Annotated in this window: 22 protein-coding genes and 1 pseudogene; 21 read left to right on the plus strand and 2 right to left on the minus strand. The window is 36.2% G+C overall.

All coding sequences use genetic code 11. The features are described 5' to 3' along the window. Positions 1–213 precede the first annotated feature (213 nt). From gudB to BLV40_RS14340, 4 genes are all read left to right on the plus strand, one after another. Positions 214–1,497 carry an NAD-specific glutamate dehydrogenase gene (gene gudB / locus BLV40_RS14325; RefSeq protein ID WP_026591218.1) on the plus strand — a complete coding sequence of 428 codons (1,284 nt, stop codon included), beginning with the start codon at positions 214–216 and terminating at the stop codon, positions 1,495–1,497. Positions 1,498–1,697: 200 nt separating this feature from the next. Continuing rightward, positions 1,698–1,934 (plus strand): DUF3961 domain-containing protein, encoded by a 237-nt coding sequence (locus BLV40_RS14330; RefSeq protein ID WP_170833663.1) that lies wholly within the window; start codon positions 1,698–1,700, stop codon positions 1,932–1,934. 79 nt (positions 1,935–2,013) lie between these two features. Beyond that, on the plus strand, positions 2,014–2,544 hold the full coding sequence (locus BLV40_RS14335; RefSeq protein ID WP_090691097.1) for a peptidoglycan recognition protein family protein: 531 nt from the start codon (positions 2,014–2,016) through the stop codon (positions 2,542–2,544). A 112-nt stretch (positions 2,545–2,656) separates the two neighbouring features. After that, on the plus strand, positions 2,657–3,640 hold the full coding sequence (locus BLV40_RS14340) for a YpdA family putative bacillithiol disulfide reductase (RefSeq protein ID WP_090691101.1): 984 nt from the start codon (positions 2,657–2,659) through the stop codon (positions 3,638–3,640). A gap of 26 nt (positions 3,641–3,666) precedes the next feature. On the opposite strand, the gene BLV40_RS14345 is transcribed toward BLV40_RS14340, so the two are convergent. Continuing rightward, complete coding sequence (locus BLV40_RS14345; protein ID WP_081810986.1) at positions 3,667–4,641, minus strand: asparaginase; 975 nt, start codon at positions 4,639–4,641, stop codon at positions 3,667–3,669. 204 nt (positions 4,642–4,845) lie between these two features. Here BLV40_RS14345 and BLV40_RS28630 point away from each other — a divergent pair, with 204 nt between their 5' ends. From BLV40_RS28630 to fni, 4 genes are all read left to right on the plus strand, one after another. Further along, on the plus strand, positions 4,846–5,019 hold the full coding sequence (locus tag BLV40_RS28630; RefSeq protein WP_090691103.1) for a DUF5359 family protein: 174 nt from the start codon (positions 4,846–4,848) through the stop codon (positions 5,017–5,019). A 132-nt stretch (positions 5,020–5,151) separates the two neighbouring features. Next, positions 5,152–5,829, plus strand: a complete 678-nt coding sequence (cmk, locus tag BLV40_RS14355; RefSeq protein ID WP_090691106.1) for a (d)CMP kinase — start codon at positions 5,152–5,154, stop codon at positions 5,827–5,829. Positions 5,830–6,172: 343 nt separating this feature from the next. Beyond that, on the plus strand, positions 6,173–7,321 hold the full coding sequence (rpsA, locus tag BLV40_RS14360; protein WP_026591212.1) for a 30S ribosomal protein S1: 1,149 nt from the start codon (positions 6,173–6,175) through the stop codon (positions 7,319–7,321). A 12-nt stretch (positions 7,322–7,333) separates the two neighbouring features. Further along, on the plus strand, positions 7,334–8,383 hold the full coding sequence (fni, locus tag BLV40_RS14365) for a type 2 isopentenyl-diphosphate Delta-isomerase (RefSeq protein WP_090691109.1): 1,050 nt from the start codon (positions 7,334–7,336) through the stop codon (positions 8,381–8,383). A gap of 200 nt (positions 8,384–8,583) precedes the next feature. On the opposite strand, the gene BLV40_RS14370 is transcribed toward fni, so the two are convergent. Then, the gene (locus tag BLV40_RS14370) at positions 8,584–8,718 is read right to left on the minus strand and encodes a YpzI family protein (RefSeq protein ID WP_003206535.1); all 135 of its coding nucleotides are present in this window, start codon (positions 8,716–8,718) and stop codon (positions 8,584–8,586) included. Positions 8,719–8,836: 118 nt separating this feature from the next. On the opposite strand from BLV40_RS14370, the pseudogene BLV40_RS14375 reads away from it, so the two are divergent. The 13 genes and pseudogenes from BLV40_RS14375 to BLV40_RS14435 all read left to right on the plus strand — a co-directional run bounded on the left by BLV40_RS14375 (position 8,837) and on the right by BLV40_RS14435 (position 19,822). After that, positions 8,837–9,447 (plus strand): annotated as a pseudogene (locus tag BLV40_RS14375) (hypothetical protein). Beyond that, the gene (locus BLV40_RS14380; protein ID WP_090691111.1) at positions 9,440–10,333 is read left to right on the plus strand and encodes a YIEGIA family protein; all 894 of its coding nucleotides are present in this window, start codon (positions 9,440–9,442) and stop codon (positions 10,331–10,333) included. Before BLV40_RS14375 ends, BLV40_RS14380 begins: the two are co-directional and overlap by 8 nt. After that, positions 10,330–10,515 (plus strand): capping complex subunit for YIEGIA, encoded by a 186-nt coding sequence (locus tag BLV40_RS14385; RefSeq protein ID WP_026591208.1) that lies wholly within the window; start codon positions 10,330–10,332, stop codon positions 10,513–10,515. Before BLV40_RS14380 ends, BLV40_RS14385 begins: the two co-directional genes overlap by 4 nt. 124 nt (positions 10,516–10,639) lie before the next feature. After that, entirely contained in the window at positions 10,640–11,950 is a 1,311-nt protein-coding gene (gene engA / locus BLV40_RS14390) for a ribosome biogenesis GTPase Der (protein WP_026591207.1), read from the plus strand. Between the two features lie 18 nt (positions 11,951–11,968). After that, positions 11,969–12,991 carry an NAD(P)H-dependent glycerol-3-phosphate dehydrogenase gene (locus BLV40_RS14395; protein ID WP_026591206.1) on the plus strand — a complete coding sequence of 341 codons (1,023 nt, stop codon included), beginning with the start codon at positions 11,969–11,971 and terminating at the stop codon, positions 12,989–12,991. A gap of 117 nt (positions 12,992–13,108) precedes the next feature. Continuing rightward, positions 13,109–13,360: a stage VI sporulation protein F gene (locus BLV40_RS14400; protein ID WP_026591205.1), complete on the plus strand. Its 252-nt coding sequence runs from the start codon at positions 13,109–13,111 to the stop codon at positions 13,358–13,360. 448 nt (positions 13,361–13,808) lie between these two features. Then, entirely contained in the window at positions 13,809–14,012 is a 204-nt protein-coding gene (locus BLV40_RS14405) for a DUF2768 domain-containing protein (protein WP_026591204.1), read from the plus strand. Positions 14,013–14,121: 109 nt separating this feature from the next. Further along, positions 14,122–14,832, plus strand: coding sequence for a hypothetical protein (locus tag BLV40_RS14410; protein WP_026591203.1), 711 nt, complete (start codon positions 14,122–14,124; stop codon positions 14,830–14,832). Positions 14,833–15,071: 239 nt separating this feature from the next. Next, positions 15,072–16,550, plus strand: a complete 1,479-nt coding sequence (spoIVA, locus tag BLV40_RS14415) for a stage IV sporulation protein A (protein WP_026591202.1) — start codon at positions 15,072–15,074, stop codon at positions 16,548–16,550. A gap of 407 nt (positions 16,551–16,957) precedes the next feature. Further along, positions 16,958–17,230 (plus strand): HU family DNA-binding protein, encoded by a 273-nt coding sequence (locus BLV40_RS14420; RefSeq protein WP_001043860.1) that lies wholly within the window; start codon positions 16,958–16,960, stop codon positions 17,228–17,230. Positions 17,231–17,352: 122 nt separating this feature from the next. Continuing rightward, positions 17,353–17,922 carry a GTP cyclohydrolase I FolE gene (folE, locus tag BLV40_RS14425; RefSeq protein ID WP_026591201.1) on the plus strand — a complete coding sequence of 190 codons (570 nt, stop codon included), beginning with the start codon at positions 17,353–17,355 and terminating at the stop codon, positions 17,920–17,922. Between the two features lie 403 nt (positions 17,923–18,325). Next, entirely contained in the window at positions 18,326–19,078 is a 753-nt protein-coding gene (locus BLV40_RS14430; RefSeq protein WP_090691117.1) for a heptaprenyl diphosphate synthase component 1, read from the plus strand. A 30-nt stretch (positions 19,079–19,108) separates the two neighbouring features. Next, the gene (locus BLV40_RS14435) at positions 19,109–19,822 is read left to right on the plus strand and encodes a demethylmenaquinone methyltransferase (RefSeq protein WP_026591199.1); all 714 of its coding nucleotides are present in this window, start codon (positions 19,109–19,111) and stop codon (positions 19,820–19,822) included. Positions 19,823–19,856 lie beyond the last annotated feature (34 nt).

Consider the following 19,856-nt stretch of genomic DNA (forward strand, 5'->3'; position numbering starts at 1 on the left):
CTAAAATACAGTATGGTATAAAAAACATTTAAATATTTAAGTATTTTACTTTTCTAAAAGCAATAAAAGGACTATAATAATAGTGAAAACGCTTGCAATAAAAAATAGTTTGTATACATTTGTTAGCGTTTTCTATTGCATTCCAAATTTAACGGTGTATACTAGGCAATGAAGGTTTACTAAACAAGTGAAATTACAGGGGGTTTACTTACTATGGTAGCCGAAAAGGGAGCTCAAACACAAACACAACAGAGGGAACAACATTTTGAATTATTAAATTCAACACAAATTGTTATTAATGAAGCCCTAGAAAAGTTGGGTTATCCAAACGAGGTATATGAATTACTTAAAGAACCAATTCGTATGATGACAGTGAAAATTCCAGTTCGTATGGATGACGGGACTGTTAAAATATTTACAGGATATCGCGCGCAGCACAATGATGCTGTTGGTCCAACGAAAGGTGGAATTCGCTTCCATCCAAACGTAACAGAAAACGAAGTGAAAGCACTTTCTATTTGGATGAGTTTAAAATGTGGTATTGTAGATTTACCATACGGTGGAGGTAAAGGTGGTATCGTTTGTGATCCGCGAGAAATGTCTTTCCGTGAATTAGAAAGATTAAGTCGTGGGTATGTACGAGCAATTAGCCAGATTGTTGGTCCAACAAAAGATATTCCTGCTCCAGATGTATTTACAAACTCGCAAATTATGGCATGGATGATGGATGAATATAGCCGCATCGATGAATTTAATTCACCTGGATTTATTACAGGTAAACCGCTTGTATTAGGTGGATCTCATGGGCGTGAAACAGCGACTGCGAAAGGTGTAACAATCTGTATTCGCGAAGCTGCGAAAAAACGTGGCATCGAAATTAAGGGCGCTCGCGTTGTTGTTCAAGGATTTGGGAACGCGGGTAGTTTCCTAGCTAAATTTATGCATGATGCTGGTGCGAAAGTAATTGCAATTTCTGATGCTTACGGTGCATTACATGATCCAAATGGATTGGACATCGACTACTTGCTAGATCGCCGCGACAGCTTCGGAACGGTAACGAAATTGTTTAATAATACAATTTCAAACAAAGAGCTGTTAGAACTTGATTGTGATATTTTAGTTCCAGCTGCAATTGAGAACCAAATTACAGAAGAGAACGCTGCAGATATTAAAGCGAAAATTGTTGTAGAAGCAGCAAATGGTCCAACTACATTAGAAGCAACTAAGATTTTAACAGAACGTGGTATTTTACTTGTTCCTGACGTATTAGCAAGTGCTGGTGGTGTTACTGTATCATACTTCGAATGGGTACAAAATAACCAAGGTTACTACTGGTCAGAAGAAGAAGTAGAACAACGTTTAGAAAAAGTAATGGTAAGATCATTCGATTCTATTTATGAAACATCACAAGTTCGTAAAGTGAACATGCGTTTAGCAGCGTATATGGTTGGTGTACGCAAAATGGCAGAAGCTAGCCGCTTTAGAGGTTGGGTATAATAGAACGGAAAGTTTAGAGAGAACGTGGTTTCCTTTTGAGGGAACCACGTTTTTTATTGGAATATATAATAGGGATTAAAATATTATTTTCAAAATGGATGTACGATTATAAAAAATAAAAAAGAACACTTGTTCCTATAGAACGTTTGTGCTATACTTTCCTTAGATAAACAAAACGGAAACAAAATAAGGAGAGATAAATAATGAAAATGATAGCAGACCAAAGACTTATGATGCCAACAGATGTTATGAAACGGGTAGAGGTTTTACGAAAAAAAGATGTGAAACGTTCATCTTTGTTACAATCTGTGAATAAATTTTTCGGTTTAGATACTAAAGAAGATCGTGTTTGGTTTTATGGGTTTTATGGAACAGCTGTAAGTATTTTATTATTTATGGTGTTTACTTCAAACATTTTTGATTTTCTCTTTGCGTAAAGAAATGTGCTATATAGATATTGAGGTCGAATACATATATAAGGAAGAAAGGTAATTTTCTAGAGCGGAGTTGATAGACATGGTTATGTTCCCTATAGAGCGGAATTATATTGGGTACGGAAGCTCACGGCCAGGAATTCGCCTTTCGAAGGTGAAATTTATTGTAAGTCATGATACGGGGAATCCTGGGAGCAACGCGATAGGAAATCGTGATTACTTTAACGAAGTACAACCAAAGGCATCGGCGCATACTTTTGTAGATGATAGGACCATTTTAGAAATTATCCCAATTGATGAGGTAGCGTATCACGTAAGATATAGTGTACCAACGGATAATGATTTGTTTGGTTATGATGCGAACAAAGCAGCGATTGGTGTTGAAATGTGTTATGGGGGTAATGTTAATTTTTGGGATTCTTACACGCGGTTTACATGGTACCATGCCTATTTATGTCATACATTCAATCTAAATCCTAAAAAGGATATTGTATCTCATAAAACGCTTGATCCTACGAGAAAAATTGATCCAGAAAATGTATTAGGGCAACAAGGAATAAGTTTTAGACAGTTTTTAGCGGACGTCTATCGAATGTACGTATCGTATAGATGACAAATATATGAAAAATGAATACAATGAAGATAGGTGCCTACTGCTGAAAGTAGGTTTTTTCTTGTTTTATAATAAATAGAGATTGAAGCAGAAGACTAGGAGTGAACCGGGTATGCAAAAAGAAACAGCTATTATAATCGGGGGCGGACCGTGTGGATTAGCAGCAGCGATTTCACTGCAGCAAGAAGGAATCAATCCACTAGTAATTGAAAAAGGAAATATTGTGAATGCAATTTATCATTATCCAACTCACCAAACTTTTTTTTCTTCTAGTGAAAAACTAGAAATTGGTGATGTTGCTTTTATTACAGAAAATCGTAAGCCAGTTCGTAATCAAGCGCTTGCTTATTATCGTGAAGTGGTAAAGCGTAAAGGAGTACGGGTAAATGCCTTTGAACGCGTAGAACAAGTGCAAAAAGATGGGAGCTTTTTTAGAGTAAATACGACGAAGCGTGATGGGAACAAGGAGATATATACCGCAAAATATATTGTAGTGGCAACAGGGTATTATGATAATCCAAACTATATGAACGTTCCTGGAGAAAACTTAGATAAAGTTTCCCATTATTTTAAAGAGGCACATCCATATTTTGATCGTGATGTAGTTGTAATAGGAGGGAAAAACTCAAGTATAGATGCAGCGCTAGAACTTGTAAAAGCTGGAGCGCGTGTAACGGTGTTGTATCGTGGGGGGGAATATTCACCGAGTATTAAGCCGTGGATATTACCTGAATTTGAAGCATTAGTACGTAATGGTACAATTCAAATGCAGTTCCATGCTCACGTGAAAGAAATTACCGAACATACACTTACGTATACAAGTAAAGGAGAGGCATTTACAATTCAAAATGATTTTGTATTTGCGATGACAGGATACCACCCAGATCATAGTTTCCTAACAAAAATGGGAGTAGAAATTGATAAAGAAACAGGGCGTCCGATATTTACAGAAGAAACAATGGAAACGAATGTTGAGAATATCTTTATTGCGGGTGTTATTGCAGCGGGCAATAATGCAAATGAAATTTTTATTGAGAATGGAAGATTTCATGGTGGAGCAATTACACAAACAGTTGTATCAAGAGAACAAAAATAAGCTGTCGAATTTCGACAGCTTATTTTTTAATCCTGCATAAACATTTGTTGGATTTTGTCTTTAGAATCAGTACATTCTAAAGCAACAAGTAGTTTAATACGAGCTTTTTGGGCGTTTAAACCATATGTGAAAACAATACCCATATCTTTTAACTGTTTTCCTCCACCCTCATAGGAATATACATCTTGGACAATTCCGTTAAAGCATCGGGAAACAAGAACAATTGGAATTCCTTTATTTATTAAGCGTTGCAAACTAGAGAGCGTTCGTGGTGGTAAATTACCTTGACCAAGTGCTTCAATTATGATCCCATCTACCGGTAGGCTTTCAATTGCTGTTAATAATGTATCATCCATACCAGCGTAAGCTTTTAACACAACGACATTTTTAGAAACTTGTCCGACTTCGTATGTTTCATGATGTACGAGAGCGTGATGGAAGACAACCCCGCGCTTTGTTACCATACCGATTGGTCCGTATTGAGGGCTTTGGAATGTTGCGACATTACTTGTATGTGTTTTTGTTACATTTGTTGCACAGTGGATTTCGTCGTTCAACACGACAAGAACACCTTTTCCAAGTGCTTCGCTACTACTTGCAACCTTTACAGCGGATAAAAAGTTATATAAACCGTCAGCGCCTAATTCGTTGCTAGAGCGCATTGCCCCCGTTACAACAATTGGAATGTTCGCTTGTACAGTTAAATCTAAAAAATATGCAGTCTCTTCTAATGTATCTGTACCATGTGTAATGACAACACCATGGATGTCTTCATTTTTTACTCTTTCGTCAATGATGACTTGTAATTGTAACATCTCACTAGGAGTCATATGAGGTGATGGAAGATGAAAGACATCTTCAACAATTAAATCAATATTACCCTCTAAATCAGGAATGAACTTTAAAAGAGGATTTTGTTTTCCAGGTTGTACAACCCCAGTTTCTTTATCTTCTTCCATTGCAATTGTTCCACCTGTGTGTAAAACTAGGATTTTTTTCAATGCTTATACCCCTTTCTAGTCGAAAAATACATTAAGAACATACCACGTTTTTGCTAGATTCGACAATGGAAATGTATAAAAGTTTGTATTAAAAATGAAAATAAAGTTAGCTACTTTATATTTGAGATATATAGAAGTGAGAGGATTTTTAGTTTTGTATTGTAGGTTGTTGAAATGAATAAAAAAATGAGAAGAGGACATTTTTTGAAAAAAATTGAGGGAGTTTTAATTCGTATAGTATTAGTTCAATTTATTTGTCTTTGCATTATTCAATTGCTTTTTATGCAAGAATCTACAGTGAAATATTTATCGAAAATTGTTTATTATGAAGGTGTTGTAGATAAAGGTATAACGAATGTTTTACAAGTGAATAAGTAGTTTTCATTTTCTTCTAGTAAGGATTGTGCTACAATAATTGAGGATTTAATCGACATGAAACAAGCGCAGAGAAGCAGGGGATTTGTACCTGCTTTTCATTTTGTTTTACAAGTGAAAAAATGAGGTGTTACAATGGATAAACGAATTTCAATTGCGATAGATGGTCCAGCGGCTGCTGGAAAGAGTACAGTTGCAAAGATTGTTGCGAAAGAACTTTCTTATGTGTATATTGACACAGGTGCAATGTATCGTACACTTACATACGCTGCTCTTCAGCAAAATGTAGATATTGAGAATGAAGAAAGTTTAATGGAAGTTTTAAAAAATGTAAATATAGAGTTTCAACAAGGTGAAAATACACAGCTAGTTTTCTTAAACAACCAGGATGTATCCGACGCGATTCGTACACCGGACGTAACAAATCGCGTATCAATTGTTGCTAAGCATCGTCTTGTTCGTGAAGAGATGGTACGTCGTCAACAAGCTCTAGCAGAAAAGGGCGGCGTAGTAATGGACGGGCGTGATATTGGTACGCATGTGCTACCTAATGCGGAAGTGAAAATTTTTATGCTTGCTTCTGTTCAAGAAAGAGCGGAGCGGAGACATCTTGAAAACACGAAGAAAGGTTTCGCTTCTAGTTTAGAGCAACTGAAAAAAGAGATTGCTGAGCGTGATAAGTTGGACTCAGAGCGTGAAGTTTCTCCACTGAAAAAAGCGGATGATGCATTGGAATTAGATACAACTTCTTTATCAATTGAAGAAGTTGTCCGAGAAATCATGGATATTGTTTCTGTAGCATTTGCAAAATAAAGAAAGGGGGAATCCTCTTTCTTTTTTATTTTGAAAATATCAGTATAGTGAGACGCTTTCCTTGACAAATAAGTCAATTTGTAAGAAGTTAGTAAAAGAAGAGGAACTGTCAGAATATATTCGCTATTATATTTTAAAACATACTTTATTCAAGGAGATTTTGCTGTATACTATTTATATAGGTTACTATATCTTCTATAAAGTGTAGGATAAACAATAGGTTGTTGTATGTATTAGAAGCGAGTATATGCTAAAACATTCTTATAACATGCAAATGAAAGCATTTGTTTTCATTTCGTGTATACATAAAAAAGCTTTGTCAATTCTGTAGGGAGGTATTTCCATGGTAGAGAAAATGAATGAAGAAGTTATGGATTCAAAAGTATTACAAGTGGGTGACGTTGTTACGGGTTCTGTAACAAAGGTTGAAGAAAAACAAGTTCTTGTAAATGTTGGATACAAAACAGATGGCGTTATTCCGATTAGTGAATTAGCTAACGTTCATATTGAAAAAGCGAGCGATGTTGTAGAATTAGACCAAACTCTGGAATTAAAAGTTATTAAATTAGAAGATGATGATCTTGTGTTATCGAAACGTGCTATTGATGCAGAAAAAGCATGGGTAGAGTTGCAAGAGAAATTCACTTCAGGTGAAGTGTTTGATGTTACTGTAAAAGATATTGTGAATGGTGGTTTAGTTGTGGACCTCGGTGTCCGTGGATTTATTCCAGCTTCACTTGTAGAAATGCACTATGTAGAAGATTTTACTGATTATAAAGGAAAAACATTAGCGGTGAAAATCGTTGAATTAGATCGTGAAAAGAATCGTGTTATTCTTTCACATAAAGCAGTTGTCGAACAAGAATTAGATTCGAAGAAAAAAGAAGCAATTTCTTCTTTAAAAGAGGGGGACGTTGTGGAAGGTACAGTTCAACGATTAACTGACTTCGGTGCTTTTGTGAATGTTGGTGGCGTAGATGGTTTGGTACACATTTCACAAATTTCTCATGATCGTGTTGCACAGCCTTCTGATGTGTTAACACAAGGACAAGGTGTTAAAGTTAAAGTGTTATCAGTTGATGCAGATACGCAGCGTATTTCTTTATCGATTAAAGCAGCACAGCCAGGACCTTGGGAAAACGTTTCTGCTGAAGTTAAAGCAGGTGATATTCGAGAAGGTGTAGTGAAGAGAATTGTTACCTTCGGTGCTTTCGTTGAAATTTTACCAGGTGTAGAAGGTCTTGTGCATGTATCACAAATTGCAAATCGTCATGTGAAAAACCCAAATGAAGTACTGGAAATGGGACAACAAGTGAAAGTGAAAATACTTGAAGTGCATGCGGCAGAAAAACGAATTTCTTTAAGTATAAAAGAAGCTATTGAAGAAAATAATGAAACAGAAGATTATAGCCAATATGAGCCGACTTCTGAATCTGCAACTTTCCAATTTAGTGATATTATTGGTGAACAACTGAAAAAATTAAAAAAATAAAGAGGGATACAAGTGGTAAGGGCGAAACGAAAATTAGAACATATTGAATATGCTCTTTCCACCGGACAGTCTCGTATACATGGCTTTCATGACATTGCTTTTGTCCATCAAAGCTTGCCAAATTCAAGTTATGAAAGCATTACATTTGAAACAAAAATCGGCGAACTTTCATTAAGTTCGCCGATTTTTATCAATGCAATGACTGGTGGTGGGGGAGATCACACATTACATATTAATGAGCAGTTAGCACATGTGGCAAAGTATCACAATCTTACGATGGCTGTTGGTTCTCAAATGGCTGCTTTAAAAGATGAAACAGAAGCCTCCTCTTATCGAATTGTTCGAAAGGTGAATCCAGATGGAATCATTTTTGCAAATTTGGGTAGTGAAGCAAGCGTTGAGCAAGCGAGGCGTGCAGTTGATATGATTGAAGCAAATGCGTTGCAAATACATTTGAATGTCATTCAAGAATTAACGATGCCAGAAGGCGACCGAGATTTTACAGGCGTATTGGAGCGAATTGAAAAAATCGTAATAAGTTCACCGGTTCCAGTTATAGTAAAAGAAGTAGGGTTTGGTATGAGTAAAGAAACGGTACAACAACTAGTTAATGTTGGCGTTACAGCTGTAGATATTGGTGGTTATGGTGGCACAAACTTTGCCGCAGTTGAAAATGAACGAAGGCAGCGAATGCTTTCTTATTTTAATGATTGGGGCATTCAGGTGGCTACCTCAATAATAGAAGCGTCCTCTACAAATAACACCCTCTCCCTTATTGCATCTGGTGGTATACAAACGGCACTTGATGTAGCAAAAGCAATCGCGCTAGGTGCGCAAGCGACGGCTTTTGCTGGTTATTTTTTACGTATATTAATGAATGATGGTGTAGACAAGTTAATCGAAGAAATAGAACTTTTACATACAGATTTACAATTTATTATGACGGCCCTTGGAGCGAGAACGATTTCGGAGCTTCAGCGAGTGCCACTTATTGTGAAAGGTGATACGTATCATTGGTTAGCACAACGTGGAATTGATACTACATGTTATAGTCAGAGATAATACACTCTTACATCAGGATTTTTCTATGGGCTATTTGTTAATTATAAGGTGAAATGATTAATATATACACGAAACTTCAAGTTTCTAATCGTGTAGAAGCAATTAAGAAAGCGATGAAAATTGGTTTAATAACATAATGAACTTTGAGGCGATGAAATGAAAAAACAGCCAACATTGGCTGTTTTTTCATTTCATTTTGTTTAATGCTGATTTTGTTTACGAGCTTGTTCTGGTGTATCAAGACCAGTTGCACCAGGATATTGTAATGATTGGTCACGATCTGATTCAACACGGCGTGATTGTTTTAACTTCTTTTCTTGGCGGTCTTTTCCCATTGTTGTATACACCTCCTTAATAGAAAGTGTTGCTGTTATAAGAAAAACTATGCAAAAAGAAGAAAAGGATTAGTTTTCATAAAAAGTTCCCATAATGGAAATGATAGGAGGGAAAAATATGGAGGGAAGTTATTTTTATTTCGTAGCATGGATGGGTTGGATTGTTACAACATTTTTTTTGAGAAAAGATGAAATTCGTTGGAAAGTCAGTGCTGTTATATTAATGTTTATTATTTGTTCCCAGATAACCGTATCTATTGCTTCTTTCACTATATCAGTAAATGCTCTTATACTTGGTGTTATTTCTTTTTTTGGGGTTGCTCTATATTCTATATGGAAAAAAATGTACGCTTTATTGTCGGCACTTATTATTGCTATGTTATACACGAGTTTTCATTTATTAGAGGTGTACGACCCGATTTGGATTGTTATTGATCGAACCTTTATGTTAAGTGGTACTCTTGTGTATGCATCGATTTTATTACATAGAGATCGTTTATTGCGTCTATGTTCCTTGTATGCCGGAGCGCTACAAGGAGAAATATTGGTAACATTTATTTTTCGCAGGCTTCATTTTCCATACGAATTTGGTAGTTTGACATTTTTTGATATCATTGCTGTTTCTACGCTACTTGTAATGCTGATGTTTTATATCGTAAAAATATCGGCGTATAGAGGACTGTTTAGGAAAAAACATGTAAAAGAAAGGCAAGGGTAATACATGACTGAATATACATCAGCCATTTTATGTGGCGTCATAGCTGGAACGCTAACACGAATTTTGATGCTTCGTACAGATACGAGGCAGTATCCGACACGTTTACATGGAAAAATCATTCACGTTGCTATGGGGCTAATTGCAGCAGCTTTAGGAGCGATTGCTATTCCGTCTATTTTGAAGAAGGACTTTTCAGCAATCACCTTTTTGACGTTAGCTGCGTCTCAATTTCGAGATGTTCGAAATATGGAAAGGAATACGCTGCAGCAATTAGATGGATATGAGCTTGTACCACGTGGAAATACGTATATTGAGGGGATAGCCCTTGTGTTTGAAAGTCGTAACTATTTAGCGATGTTAACAGCGTTTGTGACAACATTTACATATATAGGATTTCATTCATGGATTGCTGGTGTAGTTGCTGGCTTAGTGGGATTCTTTATTGCAAAAACATTGATGTCTGGTAAAAGGTTACGTGATCTTGTAGACATTGAACATGCTCCTCTCCGTTTTGAAGGAGCAGGACTATATATTGATAATATTTATATTATGAATATTGGATTGCCAGCAAGACAAGAAGAAATTATGAAGTATGGAATGGGCTTTATTTTAAAGCCTAAGTCTATTGACGCAAGGGTAACGATTTCCAATCTTGGACAGCGACAAGCAATCTTGCATGATGTTTCGGTTGCATTAGGCGTATTTAGAGATTCTGGAACTCCAGCGTTAGTCCCATTGGCTAAACGTGATTTAGAAGATGGAAGGGTAGGGTTATTTGTACTCCCACAAGACCAAGATGTAAAAAAAGCGATTGCAGTAATAGGAAGTGTGCCAACGTTAGAAAGTGCTGTTCACATGTCATCAGAGGCCCCGAAAGGAAGGCGAGATATGAGATGAGGTTAGAAAGTTATATTCTTGCTGTAATTACAACAACGCCAGAAAAGTTCGCTGGTGGAGCGCCTTTATTTATGTGTGATTCAAAAGAAGAAATGGAATTTGTAGCAAATAATTTAGAAGCGATTTTAGACGGCATTGCACACCGCCTACAAGAGAATGTATATATTATTGTGAAACATTAGTAACGTGTGATATAATATGAGGTGTTTTGATACGATGAGAAATATTCTGGAATGCAAATCCCTTCTTGCACAAAGAAGGGTTTTTTACATAATAAACAGAAGCAAGTTGAAAGGATGAAATGATATGCCGAAACCAGTAGTGGCAATAGTAGGACGCCCGAACGTAGGGAAATCTACTATTTTCAATAGAATTGTTGGAGAGAGAGTTTCAATTGTAGAAGATATCCCAGGGGTAACGAGAGATCGTATTTACAGTGCGGGAGAATGGTTAAATCATGAATTTAACATTATTGATACGGGTGGAATTGATATTGGAGATGAGCCGTTTTTGACACAAATTCGTCAACAAGCAGAAGTTGCGATTGATGAAGCGGATGTTATCATTTTTATGACAAATGGTCGCGATGGTGTAACAGCTGCGGATGAAGAAGTAGCAAAGATTTTATATCGTTCTAAAAAGCCGGTTGTACTAGCGGTGAATAAAGTTGATAATCCAGAGATGCGTAATGATATTTACGATTTCTATGCATTAGGATTTGGTGAACCATTCCCAATTTCAGGTACACATGGATTAGGTTTAGGTGATTTATTAGACGAAGCAGCAAATCATTTTCCAAAAATTGAAGAGGAAGCATATGATGACGATACAATTCGTTTCTCACTAATTGGTCGCCCAAACGTAGGGAAATCTTCACTAGTAAATGCATTGCTTGGTCAAGAGCGTGTAATCGTAAGTAATGTAGCAGGAACAACACGTGATGCTGTCGATACACCATATAGTAAAGATGGCCAAGATTACGTTATCATTGATACAGCTGGTATGCGTAAAAAGGGAAAAGTATACGAGAGCACTGAAAAATATAGTGTACTTCGTGCACTAAGAGCGATTGAACGCTCTGACGTTGTCTTAGTTGTTTTAGACGGCGAAGAAGGAATTATTGAGCAAGATAAAAAAATTGCTGGCTATGCACATGATTCAGGACGAGCTGTTATTATCGTTGTGAATAAATGGGATGCAGTTAAAAAAGACGAAAAGACAATGAAAGCATTTGAAGAAAATATTCGTGCACATTTCCAATTCTTGGATTATGCACCGATCGTATTCTTATCTGCGAAAACGAAAAAACGTACACAGACATTATTACCAGTTATTAATGAAGTCAATGAAAGTCATAGCATTCGCGTACAAACGAATGTACTAAATGATGTAATTATGGATGCGGTGGCAATGAATCCAACACCAACACATAATGGTAGTCGCTTGAAAATTTTCTATGCAACACAAGTTGCAGTGAAACCACCAACATTTGTTGTGTTTGTAAATGATCCAGAACTAATGCATTTTTCATATGAACGTTTCTTGAAAAATCGTTTGCGTGAGTCGTTTGGCTTCGTAGGAACGCCAATTCGAATTATTTCTAGAGCAAGAGACTAATGGAGAGGATGTGATTTTATGAAAAAAATCACAGTAGTAGGAGCAGGTAGCTGGGGAACAGCGTTAGCGATGGTATTAGCTGACAATGGTCATGATGTACGTATTTGGGGGAATCGTTCAGAGCTTATGGATGAAATTAATATGAAACATGAGAATAGTCGATACCTTCCAGGAATTACATTGCCAAGCACAATCGTAGCCTACTCTTCTTTAGAGGAATCATTAGTAGATGTAGATACGGTACTTTTAGTTGTACCGACGAAAGCTTATCGCGAAGTATTAAGAAATATGAAAGATATTGTTTCACAGCCAATTACTTGGATTCATGCAAGTAAAGGAATTGAACCAGGTACTTCAAAACGTATTTCAGAAATGATTGAAGAAGAAATTCCAGCGCATCTTATTCGTGATGTTGTTGTTTTATCAGGGCCAAGCCACGCGGAAGAAGTAGGGCTTCGTCAAGCGACGACGGTGACTGCTGCTGCGAAGCGAATGGAAGCGGCTGAAGAAGTACAAGATTTATTTATGAATAGTTATTTCCGAGTGTATACGAATCCTGATATTGTTGGAGTAGAGCTCGGTGGAGCGTTAAAGAATATTATCGCATTAGCCGCTGGTATAACAGATGGCCTTGGGTTAGGTGATAATGCAAAAGCCGCTCTTATGACGCGTGGCTTAACGGAAATTGCCCGTTTAGGAAGAAAGATGGGTGGTAATCCGTTAACATTTGCTGGTTTAACAGGAATGGGTGACTTGATTGTAACTTGTACAAGCGTGCATAGCCGAAATTGGCGTGCAGGGAATATGCTTGGAAAAGGATATTCATTAGAAGAAGTACTCGATAGTATGGGTATGGTAGTTGAAGGTGTACGAACAACGAAAGCGGCATACGAAATGGCTGAGAAAATGGAAGTTGAAATGCCGATTACGTCAGTTTTATATGATGTACTATTCAATGGGAATAATGTGAAAGATGCAGTAGGATCATTGATGGGACGTGTTCGTAAACACGAAGTTGAAGCGATACCTGATTTATTATAGGTAAAAGCTGTATACGTGCAGAAAAGCGCGTATACAGCTTTTTGTTTTTCTGGGTCTTTTCACCATTTGTTTCTTTTTGCATACGATGGATTGTAACTTGAAGAGAGGGTGAAGGGAATGGATAATAACATTTTCAGTAATATTGAGAAAGAAGCAAAAGTAAATAAAGACGATATTTTTAAATTAGCGTCATCTGTACAAAATGCAAATTTACGCGATGAGAAAGTACTACGTCAATTAATCCATCAAGTCGCAGTAATGGCAGGGCGAGAGGTACCAAAAGAACAAGAAGATCAAATTGTAAAAGCGATTATTAATAATAACATGCCGACAGACTTTAGCTCGTTAAGTAAAATGTTTAAAAAATAAAGTATGGGAAACAAAGGACTTAAGGATTGCATACGATAGCTATGAAGAAACGGGGTTAGAGCTGTTTGTGGGCATATTTGGTCAACCGAGGCGAAGGGGATATATTCGCTTCGGTTTTATTTTTGTTTTTTTACGATTAGCTGTGAGCGGTAATATTTTGTCTTAAAGTTTAACTGAAAGTAAAGGAGTGAGAGAAAAAGGGATTTTCATTAATGGAAGCTTACTTTTATTGATTGTATAGAAATCTATTTTGATTTTTAGATATACAAGTTACTGCTACGAAAAATAAAAGGTGACCCGTACTCATATACTCTCTTTGCCTTTATATGACATGGGACTGCTCTCTCCCACCTAAAAAAGAATGGTCTTATATTATTTTTCTATTTGTTTAAAATTTTTAATTTGTTAAAATAATATAAAAATAGATTAATAATTAAGGGGTGTACATATGTCTGAAGGACTTATCAAAATGTGGTTTTCTTTAGGGGCTATGGGTTTTATGTTTATTGCTGTGGTTTTCATTTTATTAAGCAGACATAAAATGAAGAATAAAATTTTGAAAGGGATTACAGCAAGTATTGCCTATACACTTATGATTGTATCCGGGATTGTTATTTTCCTTGTAGTGTTTAGTGGACCGGTTGAACAATAAGAATGAATCATCACCACTCTTTGTTTTCAAATAGATTGTGAGGAGGTAGGTGCAGATGTGTAAACAAATTTTAATGGATATGAGTGAGAAAATAAAGGATGGATTGTCTGTGAAAAAAACTTATATTATTTTAATATTTTGTTGTATAAGCCTTTTATCGGGGTGTATGTATCCTAAAGAAAATTTGAAACAAAATGCTGTCCCTTATGAAGATCAATTGCAAGCTGTTCAAAAGGCAGTTAATACATATAAGGAACAAAATAGTGGTTTATTACCAATCAAAACACGTGATATGAACACACCGATTTATCAAAAATACCCCATTGATTTTCAAAAAATTGCACCACGTTATATACAAGAAGCGCCTGGGAATGCGTATGAAAGTGGTGGGGTGTATCAATACGTATTAGTAGATGTAGAAACAAATCCAACAGTGAAGTTACTTGATGTCAGAATGGCGGAACAAATACGAGATGTTCAGTTGAAGTTGCAAATGTATCGCGATGATCATCAATATCCTCCTTTTAAAAAGGTGATTGCAGATGGTGTTTATGAACTGGATTTCAAAAAAATGGGATATAAAGATGTACCACAAGTAAAAAGTCCGTATTCTGGAAAGGGATTACCGCTTGTAATCAATGAAAAAGGAGAGATTTTTGTTGATTACCGAATGGATTTATATGAAATATTACAAAAAAATGGAGAAGAAATGAAAGAGGGAGAAGATATTCGGGATATGCTTTTAAAAGATACACCATTTGTGCCTGCATACTCTTTACCGTATACAGTAAAAAACGGAGAACCAATTTTTTTTAAATGATAAGTCATGAACCTTTCTTTTAGCGAATAAATTCTAGAAGAAAGGTTTTTTTCATGTAATACAACTTATGATGAAAACAAAAAGTTTCTTTTTAAATAGTCATATGAATTTAGGACAAAATCATATGATATATTGTCCGCACTTCTAGAATCCTTTATAGGATAGGAAACATCAATGAAAGGTATTGTTTGTGAATACAAACTTGTATTATTCCCAAAAATTTCGAGGGAGGGAATCAATTGGAAAAGGTCGATATTTTTAAAGATATTGCTGAGCGCACAGGCGGTGATATTTATTTAGGGGTTGTAGGAGCTGTTCGAACAGGGAAATCAACATTTATTAAAAAATTTATGGAGCTTGTTGTTATTCCGAATATCGAAAATGATTCAGATCGTCAGAGAGCACAAGATGAATTACCTCAAAGTGCCGCTGGACGTACAATTATGACAACAGAACCGAAATTTGTTCCAAACCAAGCGGTTTCCATCCATGTTGATGATGGTCTTGAAGTAAATATTCGATTAGTAGATTGTGTAGGTTATACGGTTCCTGGAGCGAAAGGCTATGAAGATGAGAATGGCCCACGAATGATTAATACACCGTGGTATGAAGAGCCTATCCCGTTTCATGAGGCTGCTGAAATTGGAACGCGTAAAGTAATTCAAGAGCATTCTACTATTGGGGTTGTCATTACAACTGATGGAACGATTGGAGAAATTCCGAGAAGGGATTATATAGAAGCAGAAGAACGTGTTATTAATGAGTTAAAAGAAGTAGGTAAACCGTTTATCATGATTATTAATACAGTACAGCCATATCATCCAGATACAGAACAGTTGCGCCAGAGTTTATCAGAAGAGCATGATATTCCTGTACTAGCAATGAGTGTGGAGAGTTTACGAGAAACAGATGTTTACAATGTACTTCGTGAAGCTTTATTTGAATTCCCTGTTTTGGAAGTGAATGTGAATCTTCCAAGTTGGGTCATGGTGTTAAATGAAGGGCATTGGTTACGCCAAAGTTATCAAGAAGCTGTTCAAGAGACGGTTAAAGATATAAAACGCCTGCGAGATGTAGACCGCGTTGTCTGGCAGTTTAGTCAATATGAGTTTATTGATCGAGCGAGCCTAGCTGGGATTGATATGGGGCAAGGTGTTGCGGAAATTGATTTATACGCACCAGATGAACTGTACGATCAAATATTAAAAGAAGTTGTAGGAGTAGAAATTAGAGGGAAAGACCATTTGTTAAAGCTTATGCTTGATCTTTCTCATGCAAAAACGGAGTATGATCAAGTTTCAGATGCTTTAAGAATGGTCAAACAAACAGGATATGGTGTGGCTGCGCCCGCCTTGGCTGATATGAGTCTAGATGAACCGGAAATAATTCGTCATGGATCGCGATTTGGTGTGAAATTAAAGGCAGTTGCACCGTCTATTCATATGATTAAAGTAGATGTTGAATCCACATTTGAACCAATTATTGGTACTGAAAAGCAAAGTGAAGAGCTTGTTCGCTACTTAATGCAAGATTTTGAGGATGACCCGCTTTCTATATGGAATTCTGATATCTTTGGACGTTCGCTTAGTTCAATTGTCCGAGAAGGGATTCAAGCAAAATTGTCTTTAATGCCTGAAAATGCACGTTATAAATTAAAAGAAACGCTAGAAAGAATTATCAACGAAGGATCTGGCGGATTAATTGCTATTATTTTATAAACAAAAGCTCCCTGCTGGCAGGGGGCTTTTGTTTTTTTATCTCGCTATTTGCAGGTGGTAGGATGCTCACGGTAAGGTTCAAAGAAAAGAGAGGAAGATAGATGGGAAGGTAACGATTCGTAAATACTTGATTCGTAAGGAGAGTTTTACTTTGTAGGGGAATAGATAGAAATAGACATTATCTAATACTTTGTAGCATATTGTCAAGTTTCATCGTTTTTTCACATTTTCGCGGTAACAATTTCTTTAAAAATATTGAATTATACAGGAGAATCGTATAATATAGGCGTTGATAATGATTTATCTACATCTTTGTAGTATAGAATTTGTAAAAATTGCCTACAAATGAAAGTAAGACTCATTTTATGATCATTATACAGTCTTATCTTTGGGAGGAGGTGAATGGCATGAACAAGACAGATTTAATCAATGCTGTTGCAGAAGCAAGTTCCCTTTCTAAAAAGGACGCAACAAAAGCAGTTGACGCTGTTTTTGATTCTATCTTAGAAGCTTTAAAACAAGGTGATAAAGTACAATTGATCGGATTCGGTAACTTCGAAGTTCGTGAGCGTGCGGCTCGTAAAGGACGTAACCCACAAACTGGTGAGGAAATTGAAATCGCTGCAAGTAAAGTACCTGCATTCAAACCTGGTAAAGCGTTAAAAGATGCGGTTAAATAATCCTTACATATTAACAGGGAAGAAGAGTTTCCTTTTTGGGAACTCTTCTTTTTGCTTTTAAAATCATAAATATGCTAGAATGTGTTCGTATCACTTTTAGGTTTTTCGGGAGGGTTAAGCGGATGGCAAAAGTTAACTTAGAACAAATCGAGCAAGCAGTGCGTCTTATTCTAGAAGCAATTGGAGATGATCCAAATCGTGAAGGAGTACTTGATACGCCGAAACGTGTTGCGAAAATGTATGCAGAAGTATTTTCAGGTATGCATGAAGATCCAAAGGAACATTTGCACAAAGTGTTCGGAGAAGATCACGAGGAGCTTGTATTAGTAAAAGATATTCCATTCTATTCGATGTGTGAGCACCATCTTGTTCCGTTTTACGGAGTTGCTCATGTTGCATATATTCCACGTGGTGGAAAAGTAACAGGTTTAAGTAAATTAGCTCGTACCGTAGATACAATTGCACGTCGTCCACAACTTCAAGAACGTATTACGTCAACGGTCGCTAATTCTATTATGGAAGTACTAGAACCTCATGGTGTGATGGTAGTTGTTGAAGCGGAGCATATGTGCATGACAATGCGCGGCGTGAAAAAGCCGGGTGCAAAAACGGTAACTACAGCAGTGCGCGGTGTGTTAGAAAATGATGCAGCGGCACGTAGCGAAATTTTGTCTTTTATTAAGACAAAGTAAAGGAAAGCGGGAAACTGCTTTTCTTTTTTATTTATATTATTTTATTTTAATAAGAGTTTCCTGTCGATGCAGGCTATTTGTAAGAAGAAATATCAGTATCAAAAAAAGAGATTAGGTGGAGGACTACTGCTTGTAAAATTTACATGTTTATAGTGAGGTAGATAGAAAGGAAACCTTCACTTTAATGTGAATTTATTAAGGAAATATAGTCTTTAAAAAAGGGTTATATTTTTTTATGGTTGTTCAAAAACTTATAGGTGAATGAAATTTTGTTTTTTTATGCGTATCGCACGAATAGAATTCTAAATTGTAGTTTGTTTTGATTCCCTAAGTTTTGGTTATAGAAAATAGAGTGTATGTGTTATAATAGGTTTTATGAATTAGAAAACAAGGGTGATTTTTTGTGTGTGACATCTACGGAGGGTATGCGGATATAAAGGAGCAGTTGTTATCAAACCTGCGCCATCCTTATTTTATAAACTATATTGAAGAACCATTTATTGATGAAGAAAAGGTAGTACTTTTATATGCTGCTTTAAAAAGTGCAAATTTACATAAAGACCAAATCGATCACTATGTTGTGACGATTATGCTTGTACAAATCGCTCTTGATACACATGAAAAAGTATCAAACAAGGCAGATGAAGAAACAAGTGGATTCCATAAGCGTCGTCAGCTTACAGTACTTGCAGGTGATTACTATAGTGGATTGTATTATTATTTACTTTCAATGAATTGTGATATTGTATTAATTCGTGCGCTTGCTGAGGGGATTAAAGAAATTAATGAACATAAAATTATGTTATATCAGAGAGCATATGAAACAGTAGATGAAGTAGTTAAAAGTGTTATGACCATTGAATCGGCACTTTTACAAAAAACGTGTGATCATTTTCATTTATCACATTGGAAACCGTTTATAGCGTATATGCTAGGGAATAATCGGCTTCAAAAAGAGTATCAATTGCATGCTGAAAGAAAAAATACACCTGTTTTTCAAGCGGTTCAAGCAGTGTTGTCAAATGATGACAAAAATGTGGAAGCTGTCTTTACAGAGTGGATGGAAGAAATGAATGAACAAGAAAAAATATTTCTACAAAGTCATAAAGAAATTGATGGGGTAGTTTCTACTTTAAAAGATAAACTGAAAACATAAGCAACTTTATATTGGAAGAAGGGTAAGCGCATGCAACAATCAAAAGAAGAAAGAGTACATGACGTATTTGAAAAAATCTCTGATAAATACGATGTAATGAACTCAGTTATAAGTTTTCAAAGGCATAAAGCATGGCGAAAAGAAACGATGCGAATTATGGATGTGCAGTTAGGAAGCAAGGCGTTAGATGTGTGTTGTGGAACTGCTGATTGGACAATTGCACTTGCTGATGCGGTTGGAACGACTGGGAAAGTATATGGATTAGACTTCAGTGAAAATATGCTATCTGTTGGGAAAGAGAAAGTTGAAGCTTTAAATTTAAAACAGGTAGAACTTATGCATGGGAATGCAATGGAACTTCCATTTGAAGATAATACATTTGATTATGTAACAATTGGCTTTGGTCTTCGTAATGTTCCTGATTATATGCATGTACTAAAAGAAATGACTCGAGTAGTAAAACCAGGCGGCAAAGTAATTTGTTTAGAAACATCTCAACCAACAATGATTGGTTTTCGTCAGATGTACATTTTGTATTTCAAATATATTATGCCGTTGTTTGGTAAAATGTTTGCGAAAAGCTATAAGGAATATTCATGGCTTCAGGAGTCTGCTAGCACATTCCCTGGGATGAAAGAATTAGGGAAGATGTTTGAATCTGCAGGGCTTGAGCATGTACAAGTGAAACCATTTACCTTTGGTGTAGCAGCTATGCACTTAGGATTCAAACCAAAATCAAAATAGAAAAAAGAAAAAAGACGTTTTTAGGTTAAGGTGA

It is taken from the genome of Bacillus sp. 166amftsu, from assembly GCF_900107445.1.
GTDB lineage: Bacteria > Bacillota > Bacilli > Bacillales > Bacillaceae_G > Bacillus_A > Bacillus_A arachidis.